Source organism: Acidithiobacillus ferrooxidans ATCC 23270 (genome assembly GCF_000021485.1).
Classification (GTDB): Bacteria; Pseudomonadota; Gammaproteobacteria; order Acidithiobacillales; family Acidithiobacillaceae; genus Acidithiobacillus; species Acidithiobacillus ferrooxidans.
In genome coordinates this window covers 22,291-35,960 of record NC_011761.1, presented here as the reverse complement: position 1 = coordinate 35,960, position 13,670 = coordinate 22,291, and the positions used below count along the sequence as shown (strand labels likewise).

Genomic DNA, 13,670 nt, shown 5'->3' with positions numbered 1-13,670 from the left:
GCTGAGTTAAGGGCATGGATTATCAGCAGGGAGACACTATCGTGGCGATTGCCACGCCGCCGGGAGAAGGCGGTGTCGGCATTTTGCGCTTCTCCGGACCACAGGCGCCGTCCATCGCGACGGCGCTCTGCGGCCGGCGGTCCGCCAAACCGCTGACACCCCGTCATGCTCATTTTCGCCGCTTTTACGCCCGCGACGGCAGCCTGATCGATCACGGCATTGTCCTCTATTTTCCAGCCCCGAACAGCTACACCGGCGAAACCGTCGTGGAATTGCAGGGCCATGGCAGCCCGCTGGCCCTCGCCAGCCTGCTCACCGAGGCTATCGCCCTTGGCGCACGGGCGGCGCGTGCCGGGGAGTTCAGCGAACGGGCCTTTCTCAATGGCCGGCTTGATCTTGCCCAGGCCGAAGCGGTGGCCGACCTCATCCACGCCCGCAGCGATGCTCAGGCACGAGCCGCGGCAGCGAGTCTGGAGGGCGCCTTTTCACAAGCCGTCGATGACATTCACGGCCAGCTCCTGCGCCTTCTCGCTCTCGCCGAAGCCGGACTGGACTTCAGTGAAGAAGACCTTGGCGATGCCCATGCGCAGGCCATCAGCGACAGCCTGGTACGGCTGGATGCTCAGGTCGCCCATCTGCTCAAGCAGGCACAGCAAGGCGCCCGACTCGCCCGCGGCGGTCGCGTGGTGCTCGCCGGACGACCCAACGTCGGCAAGTCCAGCCTGATGAACGCCCTCGCCCGGCGCGAGTCAGCCATTGTCACCGCCATCCCCGGCACCACCCGCGACCTGCTCCGAGAGGAGATCATCCTCGGCGGACTGCCGGTGGAACTCGTCGACACCGCGGGACTGCGCGAGGCGACGGACGCCGTGGAGGCGGAGGGCGTCGCCCGCGCCCGCAACATATTGCACAGCGCACAACTGATCCTGCTGGTGGCTGATGCGAGCACGGGATGGCAATCGGAGGACGAAGTCATCCTGCGCGACCTACCGGAAGGACCGCGCCGCATCATCTGGAACAAAATGGATCTGGTTTCCGCACCACCCGCCACCCCGACGGGTGAGGAAGCCATAACACTCTCCGCCCAAACCGGCGCAGGTCTCGATACATTACACTGCAGCCTGATTGAAGCACTGGGGGTGCAGGGCGACAGTTGCCCCTTCAGCGCGCGCCGTCGCCATGTCGAAGCCCTGGAAAGCTGTGCGCACCGGCTCGGCATCGCAGGTGACACGCTCCGCCTGGGAGATGCCCCGGAACTGGTCGCCCAGTCCCTGCGTGAAGCCGCGGCAGCGTTGGCCGGCATCACCGGCCACATGGACGTGGAAGACATTCTCGGCGAGATTTTTTCGCGCTTTTGCATCGGGAAATAACGCAGGAACTAGCGTAAAGGCGAAATGAGCCGGCAATACGGTTTCTTAATGGTAGCAAAGCGCACGGCTATTCAGAATGCAATAAACGCGGTAACCGCAAACTCGTTGTCAGCGGCATCCGCAACACTTTGTGGTAATACTCTTTGTGCTGGCGGAATACCGGACAGATCAGGTATTTTCACACTTCTAACGAAATAATCAACCATTATTCTGGTGGACTTGGTAATATGGTACTGGCCACCGATCGCCCAGGTTTTGAATATTCTCTCCTGCGTCGCAACATTGGGTAATCGATCATAGAAGTCATAGCGCAGATCGAACTCTAAACGGTTGGTGACAAAAAATCCGCCGGAAACATAATATCCTTTAGCCGTATTCTGGCTTCCAGGGTAAACCTGGGCGTCCGTAAGCGTGGGTGCGGCTCCTGCGTAGGCATTAAACACCGCGGGGGCATCGATCATTCCGGAGCCACGGATATATTCAAACTTGAGCCATCTTCCCCAACGGTGCATATATCCCTGCGTATACGTCAGACCAAGTCCATCCCGTGTCATGGAGTAGGATTGTCCATTAAAAATGGGGTTCGCATGCTGATACCAGAGGAATCCCGTCACGTCACTGCGAAATGGTCCATGAATTGGCCCAAACCCTTTTAAAATGTAAGACGCCTGCAGGCGCGCTGCGACGAGCGCTCCGCTCGAGGTGTTGGTCGCCACCAGAGGTCCAAAGTTGCCGACCATCACGCCATAGGCGTACTCCATATTTCCCGCACGGAACCAGTCCATTACTTCCGCACCAGGATATCTGAATGCGTTGTTTCCCATTATGTTTTTACCGGGAACAGAATAACTTTCGTATGGCCCTGACCCATAATTGGTATTTGTTGAATAAAACGGCTGCAACATCAGTTGTTGTACGACGGTACTATAATTGAACCCAAACGCAAAGTTCGGGTATCCCTGCATATCCTCTTCCGGACCTGGTGCGCGGATGATACCTACTTCAAAGCGGGCGCCAGGGACATAACTAAATGTAGCATGGGCGTCCATAAGCTGTGGTGTATAGTTGCCGCCAACATGAGTGAACTGATTGTTCCCGAACTCGCCGGCCAACATATATGAAATATGCTTATTGATATTTCCTCGCAGCATGATATGCGCAAAGAGAATATTAAATGACTTGCTGGATGTGTCTTGAGGTGCCACCAGGTTAAACCTCGGAGTCTGGCCATTTTCTGCCGCTGTGCCATTCATGTATTTGTAAAGCGGAATAAAGAACCCGCTGAAGTTTAACAGCGGTGCTTGTACTGGAGAGATACCTTCCAGCTTGAACCAATTTGCAGCAGCGGCAGAATCTATTGAACCCGCAGCCAGAACGGCAACGGCAACGGCATATATTGCATATTTTTTTGGTTGTTTCCTCTTCCCCATATCTATCTCCTTCAGACATCGCCCCGGGCGTGCTGGTTTCGTTGACCAGAAAGCTAACGAGGCAGATGGCTGGCTGGTTACGTGTTATCGGTCCGGCCGATAACACGTTGGAAAACCTAACTGCCATGGCTTATCGTTTTTAGCGGAATCGCCATGATCCAGTCCCAGGAGTTGGTCAGGTAGACGGTGCCCCCCACTATTACGGGGCTTTCGATCCCGAACTGACCACCGATATGATGTTGGTGAAGTTCCTTTCCGGTGGCGGGATTCACAACAAATATGTACTGCCCGGTAGTTATGTACAGCAATCCTTTGTAATAGGTTGGAGCCGAACGCCCCGCGCCTGCTGCAACTTTGGTTGGGACATGCCATGTCCAGAGCAGCTTGCCCGTTTTAAGTTCATACGCCTGGTATGTTGACGCGACGGGATTGCCCACATATACGATGTTGTTGTGGATCATGGGAACGCCCCCTTTAAACGCGGGTATTTTTCCTCCGCTACCCATGTTTCTGGTCCACAGAACCGCGCCGGTCTTGGCATCAAATGCGCGAATGACGTTGCTGAACATGGCCTTTTTATTGGCTTGCGGTTTCGTTGTCGCATCGAGTACGACAACACCATCGGCCGCCGCCGGAGATACGTCGCCAATACCAGTATTACTGGCACCCGGTATCGTCCCTTTCCATACGATATGCCCGTTGGATTCATTCAGACAATAAAGATATGGCTTGATAGCCATAGCAAAATAGATATTGTGCCGATACGCTGTCACACTGGACATGTTGTCCATGCCCCCCACATGGGTTTTCCAGACCTGCTTGCCAGTCGTGGCATTAATCCCAAACGCATTTCCCGCGCCATCGGCAATAAACAAGGTGTTATTGTCATAGGCCGGTGTCGCCATGGTTTCGCCAGGCGTCGCGAAGTACCAAAGAAGCTTGCCGTTGCTGCGGTTAAGGGCATAAATGCCGTTGAAACTCACATTCAGGCCTCGCGCTGAGGCCGATGGATTGTGGGCATATCGCAAGACGTTGGCGAAGTTGAAGGCTACACTGCCGGCGGATAGATATACTGTATTTCCAATGACCAACGGGTTGCCCATCAAATTATTTCCGACAGGACTCGCGCGCCAGATGAGTTTCCCGGTTTTTGCGTTAACCGCATATGCAAACATATCATCGCTTTCCGCATAGACCACACCGTCGACCACCGATGGCCCCAGTGCGTTTCCATAGAACTGGGTTTGTGTTACGGAAGCTTCTGCGGCCCCATAGGTCTTACTCCCGAACGGCGGGTTTGCCAGAGGCCATGCACGGGCTTCCGGAAACAACCATGATACGCCGTTCCTTATCCATTCCGGCGCGTCGTCAGGGACCGGAAATGCAGCATTGTGGGCGGGATTGGCGTATGCGTGTGTCCATTCGGATGGGCCGACACCGGCATCCACGCCAGATGGTGCGTTTTCCGGATGGGATACCGTTCGATAGGGCCCGGTTGAATCCATTGGAACAGCAACAGCGGCGGACGCCAACGGCACCCAGCCGAAGAGGGCCAGCAATAATGCCGATAAAAGAATTTTGTTATGTGGACCATGGTTACGTACAATACTTGGCATATCAAGTCTCCAATCCATTTGGTGAGGTATAACGTACTCTGTCATCAGCTTCGCTTTTTCAGCTGCGTCTCCACTTTTGTTATTCCCATAAACGATATCAACAGAATTAAATGCTCGCTCCCAATAACACAACCAGCGTTATATTTATGGCTGCATCCCGCTTATGATATTCAATGAGTAAATGAAAATGAGAATCCCGCGGCAGCACGAGATGTTTTATGCATGTATTGTGCCAGCCGCATAATGATTACAGGATGCTGTTTTATTTTGTTATTCTTACAACGTGGGTTATCTGGAAGGAGTGGGGAAGGGCCAAACGGCACAGGTCGGCCGTGAAGTTGTCCCAAAAGGGCCAACGAGCGCGTATTTCGATCTCATTTGGCCTTGCCAAGTAAGGGGCCAGACTGGCGCCTCGCTCGAAATTATAGCTTCTCGCCGCCCGGCACATCTTCACGGTCGACGATCAGTCCGAGATTTTTCATGCGGGTGTGCAGTTGCTTACGGCTGATACCAAGCAACAGTGCGGCCTGACTCTTGTTGGATTGCGCCTTGTTCAGGGCCGACACGACTGCCTCGCGCTCTACGGCGTGGAGATCATAAGCCCCCCCAAAGGGGCGTATTCTCTCTGTTTCCGTGGTACGCATCTCGTTCGGGAGATCGGCGGCAAGTATGGTGCCCCCCCGATTCAGCACCACCAAACGCTCGACGATATTCTCGAGCTGGCGAATGTTGCCGGGCCACGAATAGGCCTCCATGGCAGCTAACGCCGCAGTCGCTATGTCTACTTCAGGCCGCCCCAACTCTGTGCACACACGCCGCAAAAAATGATGGACGAGGGGCGCGACATCCTCCCGCCGCTCCCGCAGCGGCGGGATGTGCAACGGGATGACATTCAACCGATAATACAGGTCTTCCCGAAAACTGCCTGCCTCCACCGCCTTGGCGAGGTCCACATGGGTTGCAGCGATGATACGAGCCGCGAGACGCAGGGGTTGGTTCCCGCCGAGGCGGGTATATTCCCGCTCCTGCAAGGTGCGTAACAACTTGACCTGCATAGCCAGGGGCATGTCACCCACTTCGTCCAGAAAGAGGGTTCCGGAGCCCGCCATTTCCAATTTCCCTGCCTGAGACCGCACCGCACCGGTGAAGGCGCCTTTCTCGTGACCAAAAATTTCGCTTTCCACCAGATCCAGGGGAATGGCACCACAGTTGAATGCAAGAAAAGGCGCATGGGCACGGGGGGACGCCACATGCAACCCCCTGGCAACCATCTCTTTGCCGGTTCCTGACTCTCCGGTAATAAGAACATTGGAAGGGGCGGGCGCGACGAGATTTATCATCTCCAGAATTTCGAGTGTGCCTGGACTCTCCCCGATAATGCCGTGGCGCGGCAAGTCCTGGCTGCGTGGCGGGTTGGTGTGACCCCGGCAACTCAACGCCTGGCGAATGATGGCGACGAGCTCCCCTTCATCCACCGGCTTGGTCAGGTAATGCTCCGCCCCGGCCTTGATAGCTTGCACAGCCTGTTCGATTTCACCGTAGGCCGTGGCAATCAGCACAGGTGTTCTGGGCCAGCGCTCCTTGATGCGTGCCAGCAGTTCGGTACCGCTCATCCCTGGCAGGCGCTGGTCTGTAAGGACCAGGACGGGGAGTTCCCTGGCCATGATGGCCAGGGCGTCCTCCGCACTTTCTGTTTGTGCAGTCGAGAAGCCTTCAGCCTCCAGGGTGGCTGCGAGTACGCTACGCAGATTTTTTTCGTCCTCGACGATGAGGATTTTCTGGGATCGCATGCCGATGGTTTTTTCGATACCCTGAAATGTTGATGTGTGGATCACTGGCCGAAACCCTGCGGAGGCAAACAAAGCGCGAACTCGGCTCCGACTTCCCGATGGCGCAATTCCACTCGGCCGTCGTGGACCATCATGATTTTCGTGACCACCGCCAGACCAAGGCCGCCACCCTTTGCCTTCCCCGTCACGTAAGGCTTGAAAATGTCGTTGGCCCGCTCCGGCGGCACCCCTGGGCCATTGTCCACGACCCCGGCCACAAACTGCCCGTTTTCTTCGCGCCGACCGTATAACGTAATGCAGCCACCGTGGTTCGGCAAGGCTTCGACAGCGTTGAGCAACAAGTTGCTGATAGCCTGTTCAAACAACTGCGGATCGGCGACGACCTGCAGAGACGGAGGGCAATTTATAGTAAGAGTGATTTGTTTGGCCTCCAGATCCGTCGCGTGCCTTTTGCTGCTGCGGAAGAACAAGTCCAGCGCGGGCACTTCTGTGAGCTTTATATGATAAGGACGCCCGAAATCGAGAAATCCCTGGGTCATATCATACAGTCGCTGAACCTCTTCTTCTATGATATTTATAAATTCTTGCCGGTTCACCGGCTGCTCGTAGCGGACCAGGTATCGCGCCGCACCACGTAAGGAGGAAAGCGCGTTGCGGATCTCGTGCGCCACCTGGGCTGACATCTCTCCAATCGTCGCCATGCATTGCATCGCCTGTTGTCTCCGGTGTAACTGGTCGAGTTCCACCAGGTATTGCTGCAACCGCTGTTCCAGCCTCTTGAAACCTTCCTCCAGGCGGGTTATCTCGTCGCCATCCCCCGGAATGGGAGAATACTGCGGGAAACCGTCCACATGGAGCCGCGACTCCACATCCGCCATTTTCTGCGAGAGACGACGAATGGGGCGAGTAAACGTGTTGCTGATTAGAGAAGCACCGATGAGACCAATGAAAGCCGTGATCATGCCAAGAAAGGAAAGACGCCGGATCGCAAGGTCCATTCGGGTATCCACTATGCTTTGGATGACATCGTTATTGGCCCGCAGACTGACGTAGCCGAGGATATGCGATCCAGCACGGATAGGAGCCGTAAATTCCTCGCGCTCGAGGTTTGTCGGCACGAGGCCTTGCCGACCGATCGCCGTTGACTGTGTGCTTGCGACAGTCAGACCTTGCTGATCTGTTATGATTGCGTGGCGGATAAGCGGGTTGTTCTCGACCTGTTCAACCAGTTTAATCAGCGTGTTGCTGTTTTCTGATAATAAAGGATCAGCGGCATCGCGGGCAAGTCCTCGGCTGAGATGGAGAACCTTGCTATGAATCTGTTTCTCCATATTTCGTTCGACAGCGGTGTAGAGAAACAGCACGATCGTCCCATAGATGCCGGCGATGAGCATGAGCACAAAGATTATACTTTTGGAACGCACGCTCAGACGGCGCCAGAAATTAAGAGCAACGGACTGACTGATATGTGCTGTCAATAGTAAATCCTCATGTTTCCGTTGTACCAGTAGCACTCCGAATCCAGCGCATACCATGCGTGTTCCATGTATGAACGTCCTCGGTCTTGCAAGATGCCGTAGATTTTGGATTGGATGGACTGCACACATGTGTTCGGCCGGATATTCGGTGGCTACCATGATCAGCCCCGTCATCTCTCAAACAGCAAATCCAACAGCACCTCACGACGGATGCCACGATGCGCGGGCACAGCGTCCAGTATGGCGGCCAGCGTTTCCAGGCGCAGAGGATCATGGCGATAGAAAGGTTGTTTAATCGTTCTCGCGGGGTCGCAAGCCTGCATAGAAATGGTCTTCATCACCACTTTCCGCAGACCAGACTTCGCCCGATGGGGCTACAATATCTCCGTGAATGGTGACGCTACCTTTCATATATCCAAACATACTATTCCGCGTTTCATCGGTGATAGGCACCGTTTTGACAAGCGGTTTACCGCGCTTACTGATCACCCCTCCCCCTCATCCCCATCCTCGCCCGCCCGCCGCTCGCCCTTCAGGGCGATACTCAGGTTCTTCAGCTTGCGATAGAGATGTGTGCGCTCCAGCCCTACCACTTCCGCCGTCCGCGCGATATTCCACTCGTTACGCGCCAGATGGTACTCCAGGAAGGCGCGCTCGAAGCGCTCCCGCGCGCGCTTCAGGGTACCGCCGAAATCTTCCCCGTCGAAATTGCTGTTGGCGAGGACGAGACGATTATCCAGTCCCAGGGCGCCCTCCACCTCTTCCGCGCTGATCTCCGGGCCTTCCGCCAGAATCAGCAGGCGTTCCACCAGGTTCTGCAATTCCCGGATATTGCCCGGCCATGGATAATGCCGCAGCACCTCCAGGGTTTCCGGGGCAAAACGGCGCGGCGCCAGACCATCGCGAGCGCCATAAAAGCGTACGAACTCTTCTATGAGCACCGGAATATCCACACTCCGCGCCGACAGCGGCGGCACCTTCAGGGGCAGGGCGCTGAGACGGTAGTAGAGATCGCTGCGAAATTGCCCGCTCTGCACCGCGTGCGCCAGATCCTGCGCACTCCCGGCGATAACGCGCACATCCACGGGCACGGGCGTCGTCCCGCCCACCCGGATGATGCGCCGCTCCTGCAGTGCCGAGAACAGGCGCGCCTGAGTTTCCAGATCCATATCGGCAATTTCGTCGATGAAGAGCGTGCCGCCATGGGCGACTTCCAGACGCCCGCGGGTCAGCTTGCCATGCTCCTCGCTGCCGAACAGTTCGACCGCCACATTGGGGCGGGCGATGGCGGCGGCACGCAGATCCACGAAAGGCCCCTGTGCCCGCCGGCTTCGTCGGTGCAGATAACGCGCGGCCACTTCCTTGCCGCTGCCCGGCTCGCCCAGCAGCAAGGCCCAGGAATCCACCGCCGCCACCCGCTGCAACTGTTCGCGGAACTGGCGGATGGCCGGACTGTCACCGCTCGGTCGCTCCACCCAACCCGCCTGCGCACGCAGATCCCGGTTCTCGCGCTGCAAGCGGCTGGATTCCAGGGCATGGGTGACGGTAAGCAGGGTCTTGTCCAACGACAGTGGCTTTTCGATGAAGTCATAGGCGCCCAGCTTGGTCGCCTGCACCGCCGTTTCGATGGTGGCGTGCCCGGACATCATCACCACCGGCTGCGCCAGACCCGTTTCGGCCCAGCGTCGCAAGAGGCTGACGCCATCCTCACCCGGCATCCAGATATCGAGGAGTACGAGGTCCACCATCTGCTCGCGCAACAGCACTTCGGCCGCTTCCGCACTACCGGCGGTATGCACGCCGTAGCCTTCGTCCTCCAGAATTTCTGCCAGGGTCGCGCAGATATCGGGTTCGTCATCTACCACCAGAATATTCAATCGTGCATCTTCCATGCCGCCTCCTGAACACCTGTCTCAACCTAACGGAAAATCAATAACGATACGCGCACCGCCCTGCAAACCCTGATTATCGGCGATAATCTGCCCGCCGTGCTCCTCAACGATACGCCGGACGATGGCGAGACCCAGCCCGGAACCCTTCACCTTGGTGCTGACGTAGGGCTCAAAAACCCGCGCCAGCAACTCGACCGGGAAGCCGGGCCCGTCATCCAACACACTCAACTCTAGCATCTTTGTGGGGCCGGCGTCCGTCAAACGGGTGCGAATCAGAATATGCTTACCATCAGTGGATTCTACGCCACCCTGTAAGGCGTCAAGGGCATTGCGCAGAAGATTATTGAGGATTTGGCGCAGGCGATGCACATCGGCCCGCAGGGGGGGCAGGCCCGCACCCAGCTCCGCCCGAATCTCCACTCCGCTCTCTTGCCCACGATACAGGTCGAGCACGTCCAGAATCAGCGTGTTGAGATCGAGCGGGCGCAACTCCAGTTGCGGCTGCCGGGCGTACTCCGAGAAGGCATCCACCATCACCTTGAGGGCGTCCACCTGATGGATGATGGTGCGGGTGGCACGATCCAGGGTCTCCCCCTCGTCGCCAAGGCGTTCCAGATATTTGCGCCGCAGCCGCTCGGCGGAGAGCTGAATGGGGGTGAGCGGGTTCTTGATCTCGTGGGCCAGACGCCGCGCCACTTCACTCCAGGCGGCGCTGCGTTGGGCGGCGACCAGCGTACTGATGTCATCGAAAACCAGGACGAAACCCCGACTACCGGCGTCATCCGCAAAATGCGCGCCATGCACGATAATGGTCTGCGGCCCGTCGGAGCGCTCGATCTGCAACTCTTTCTGCATCCCGTTACGAGGATGTTCCACCCAATCCGCCACCAGTTTCCACAGGGGTTCCAGCGCGGTGCCGTCATGCAGGCCTTCCAGGGCGCTGCCTCTGAGCAGATCCTCCTGAAGGATATGGGTCGCCGCAGCGTTGACTTCGGCCAAACGATTTTCGCCATCGAAGGTCAGGATGCCGCTGGAAATCTGGCCGAGCACGGTCTCCAGATACAACCGCCGCTGCTCCGCCTGCTCCTGGGCCGCCGCCGCCTGCTGCTTGGCCCGCGCCAGTTGTCGGGTCATATTGTTGAACGAATGTATCAGGACGCCCAGCTCGTCGTGACTCGCCACTGTCTGCAAGGGAATGAACTCCCCACGTGCCACCGCCTGGGTTCCCGCCGCCAGACGCGCGATGGGCGCGGTCAGTCGTCGCGCCAGATGCAAACCCATCCACACCGCCGACAGCACAGCCAGCAGCAAGGCCACCGCCAGGCTGAGCTGAAAGGCCGTTTTCATCGGTTCGCGCATCAGCATCAACTGGTGATACCGGGTATATGCCACCTGCACCGCCTCTGCGGCCCGAGTCAGTTGCTCGGGGATGGGTTGCTCCACATAAAGCATGCGGTTGCTTTCCCCCAGGTGTGGGCTCAGCACCGGGATCAGCACCTTTACCAGCAGGCCGCCCTTGGGTTCCGGCTCGATGGTGGCGGTCGGATGGCCCTCTTCCATGGCGAGAATTTCCCGGCGCGGCACACGCGGGGCCAGACTGAGGTTATCACTGCTGGTGGCGATGATCCGGTTGTCGCTGGAGAAAAGGGTTACGCTGCTCAGGCGATACTGATCGCGCAGGGCAATCACGGTGATTACGGCGCTGCTGTCCGACTCCCCCACCAGCGCCTGGGCAATGCTTTCCGCCGCCAGCAACGTGGAATTGCGGTAGCGATCCACGCCCGCCTTGGCCACATTCAGGGCCTGATCCAGCGCACTCTGCACAGCGCTGCTGAACCACGAGTCCACGCCCCGATTCAGATACTGCCAGGAAAAACCGAAAACGACGGCTGCCGGCAAAAAACTGAGCAGAGTGATGATGACCACCAGGCGGGTAGCCAGTTGACTGCCCACCTCGCCTCGCCGCAGTCGCAACAGCAGCGCCACCACCGAGATCAGTACCAGGGAGAGCAGAAAGAGGACGATCCCCGCCGAAATCACCAGCATGGGCACGAAATAATGGCTCAGCGGCCCCCCGGCGCTGGTGAAAAAGTTGATCCCCAAAAAGGCCACAATGGCGAGCAGGAGCAGAACGGCGTCCCAGCGCGGTCCCACCCGCAGCTGCTCCCCTGTGGTTCCGGTGCTCAGGGCACGCAACCAGTTTTTCAACGGGGAAGGGGTACGACGGTCCATGGGGACTCCAGTTTCCAGTGGTCCAGCAAAGATCGCAAACGCAACGGCAAAGGTAAGGCCTGACTATCGACATACACCCGCAACGCCACCTCACCCCGCGCGGCGCCGTGAGCCAGCGGGAGCACGAAGTTCCGCACCCGGCTCAGCGCCGTGACGACCTCACTCCACTGCGCGTACAAGGTGAGCACGCCCTGCTGATCCTCAATGGCATATTGGTTTGTCAAAGGATAATAACGGATGTGCCAGCGCTGTTCCCGGCGTGCATGAACGCCGATACCGGGAATGAAGGAGAAGGGCTCGGGTTCCCGCCACTCCGCCTCCACAACCCAAGTCAGCGTCTGCCCCTGGTCGAGCACCTGCTGCAGGAGCGCTTCCTTGCCCAACTGCACGCTGGCATCGATTTCAACAGCATTCGCATGGGGGATTACCCGCACACGTTCCACGTGAAACGCCGGACCAGCCACTGCCGCCCCGGTTGCGCAAAAAATACCGCCCAGCCCGAGCAGTATGACGACCAACAGCCGCTGCCTGCTTCTGCCGACCGACAAGCCCAACGCGCTGCTCAGGCGCATGCGTCCTTCTCCAGCAAGGCATAGTAAAAACCATCCATATCTTCCTGGCCGGGCAGGCGTTGCCCGGTCAGCGGATGCGCCATGCGGCGCGCATCGGAATGCCGCTGAACAAAGGCGGCGATCTGTTCTTCGTTCTCCTCGGGCAATACCGAGCAGGTGGCATAGAGCAACCGACCGCCGGGGCGCAGACAAGGCCACAACCCTTCCAGCAGACGCGCCTGTTGCGCCACCGCTTCGGCCACATCTTCCGGTTGGCGGCGCAGACGAATATCGGGATGGCGGCGAATGACCCCGGTGCCGGTACAGGGTGCATCCAGGAGAATGGCGTCATAGGTCTCACCATTCCACCAAGTGGCGGTTTCCGCCGCATCGGCCGCCTGCAAATGCACCTCGCCTCCTTGTCTTTCCAGAGTTTCACGCACCCGGTTCAGGCGTTCCGCGGAGCGGTCCAGGGCATCCAGGCGCGTAGCCCCCAATGCCCACAGGTGCGCCGTTTTGCCGCCGGGTGCCGCACAGGCATCCAGAATTCGCTCCCCCTCCCGGGGCGCGAGAATGTGGGCCGCCAGTTGTGCCGCGCCGTCCTGCACCGCCACCCAGCCGGCATCCCAGCCCGGCAGGGTCGCTACCGGCACACTGGCGGGCAGGCACAAGGCCGCCGCACTCCACGTCACGCCCTCGGCCTCACGGCCCTGTTCCGCCAGCAACCGCCGATATGCACCGGGGTCCACCCGCTGCGTATTCACCCGCAGCCAGAGGGGCGGCGCGCTGTTATTGGCTGCGGCAATGGCCGGCCAGTCCTGCGGATAGGCCGCGCGCAAGCGCGCCGCCAACCAGGCCGGATGCCCGAGATCGCGATCGACCAGCGCTGTATCCAAAACCTCACGCTCTCGCAGATAACGGCGCAGGACGGCATTCATCAGGCCGCGCGCCCACGGTTTTTTGACGGCCTCTGTCATCTCCACCCAGTCATTGACCACTGCAAAGGCGGGTCGTTGGCCGTGGCGTAACTCGAAAAGGGCCAGACTGAGCAGAAAGCCGAGATCGGCATCCTCCTCGCGCCACGGCTTGCGCAACAATTTTGCGGAAAGGGCCTGTACGGACAGAAATTCGCGCAGCGTACCCAGAACCAACCATTGCAAGGTCGCCCGATCCGTACCGGTCAACGAAACCGGCAGCAGCGCGGCATCCACCGTCTGTCCGCTATCCACACCGCGCAATACGGTAATGGCGGCCTTGCGCACGGCCCCACCCGATGTGCTTTTTGCCCGTTCAATGCCTGTTCGCATTTCC

Annotated in this window: 10 protein-coding genes; 1 reads left to right on the top strand and 9 read right to left on the bottom strand. The window is 58.4% G+C overall.

Annotated elements, in window-relative coordinates; translation table 11 throughout:
- The first annotated feature begins 14 nt into the window (after positions 1–14).
- Entirely contained in the window at positions 15–1,370 is a 1,356-nt protein-coding gene (mnmE, locus tag AFE_RS00145) for a tRNA uridine-5-carboxymethylaminomethyl(34) synthesis GTPase MnmE (RefSeq protein ID WP_012535756.1), read from the top strand.
- Between the two features lie 71 nt (positions 1,371–1,441).
- Here the strand turns inward: mnmE and AFE_RS00140 are convergent, their stop codons facing one another.
- From AFE_RS00140 to rsmB, 9 genes are all read right to left on the bottom strand, one after another.
- Positions 1,442–2,800, bottom strand: a complete 1,359-nt coding sequence (locus AFE_RS00140; RefSeq protein ID WP_041645227.1) for a porin family protein — start codon at positions 2,798–2,800, stop codon at positions 1,442–1,444.
- A gap of 116 nt (positions 2,801–2,916) precedes the next feature.
- The gene (locus AFE_RS00135; protein ID WP_012535754.1) at positions 2,917–4,416 is read right to left on the bottom strand and encodes an outer membrane protein assembly factor BamB family protein; all 1,500 of its coding nucleotides are present in this window, start codon (positions 4,414–4,416) and stop codon (positions 2,917–2,919) included.
- A 422-nt stretch (positions 4,417–4,838) separates the two neighbouring features.
- A complete protein-coding gene (locus AFE_RS00130; RefSeq protein ID WP_229129755.1) occupies positions 4,839–6,251 on the bottom strand; it encodes a sigma-54-dependent transcriptional regulator in 1,413 nt (470 codons plus the stop codon).
- The gene (locus AFE_RS00125) at positions 6,248–7,843 is read right to left on the bottom strand and encodes an ATP-binding protein (protein WP_012606474.1); all 1,596 of its coding nucleotides are present in this window, start codon (positions 7,841–7,843) and stop codon (positions 6,248–6,250) included. The genes AFE_RS00130 and AFE_RS00125 overlap by 4 nt, the downstream gene beginning before the upstream one ends.
- Before the next feature lie 11 nt (positions 7,844–7,854).
- On the bottom strand, positions 7,855–8,022 hold the full coding sequence (locus tag AFE_RS16445; protein ID WP_009566312.1) for a hypothetical protein: 168 nt from the start codon (positions 8,020–8,022) through the stop codon (positions 7,855–7,857).
- 147 nt (positions 8,023–8,169) lie between these two features.
- The gene (locus AFE_RS00120) at positions 8,170–9,576 is read right to left on the bottom strand and encodes a sigma-54-dependent transcriptional regulator (RefSeq protein ID WP_009566311.1); all 1,407 of its coding nucleotides are present in this window, start codon (positions 9,574–9,576) and stop codon (positions 8,170–8,172) included.
- Positions 9,577–9,597: 21 nt separating this feature from the next.
- Complete coding sequence (locus AFE_RS00115; RefSeq protein ID WP_009566310.1) at positions 9,598–11,808, bottom strand: sensor histidine kinase; 2,211 nt, start codon at positions 11,806–11,808, stop codon at positions 9,598–9,600.
- Positions 11,781–12,380 (bottom strand): DUF4390 domain-containing protein, encoded by a 600-nt coding sequence (locus AFE_RS00110; RefSeq protein WP_009566309.1) that lies wholly within the window; start codon positions 12,378–12,380, stop codon positions 11,781–11,783. Before AFE_RS00110 ends, AFE_RS00115 begins: the two co-directional genes overlap by 28 nt.
- Positions 12,371–13,666: a 16S rRNA (cytosine(967)-C(5))-methyltransferase RsmB gene (gene rsmB / locus AFE_RS00105; protein ID WP_012535750.1), complete on the bottom strand. Its 1,296-nt coding sequence runs from the start codon at positions 13,664–13,666 to the stop codon at positions 12,371–12,373. Before rsmB ends, AFE_RS00110 begins: the two co-directional genes overlap by 10 nt.
- Positions 13,667–13,670: the final 4 nt, after the last annotated feature.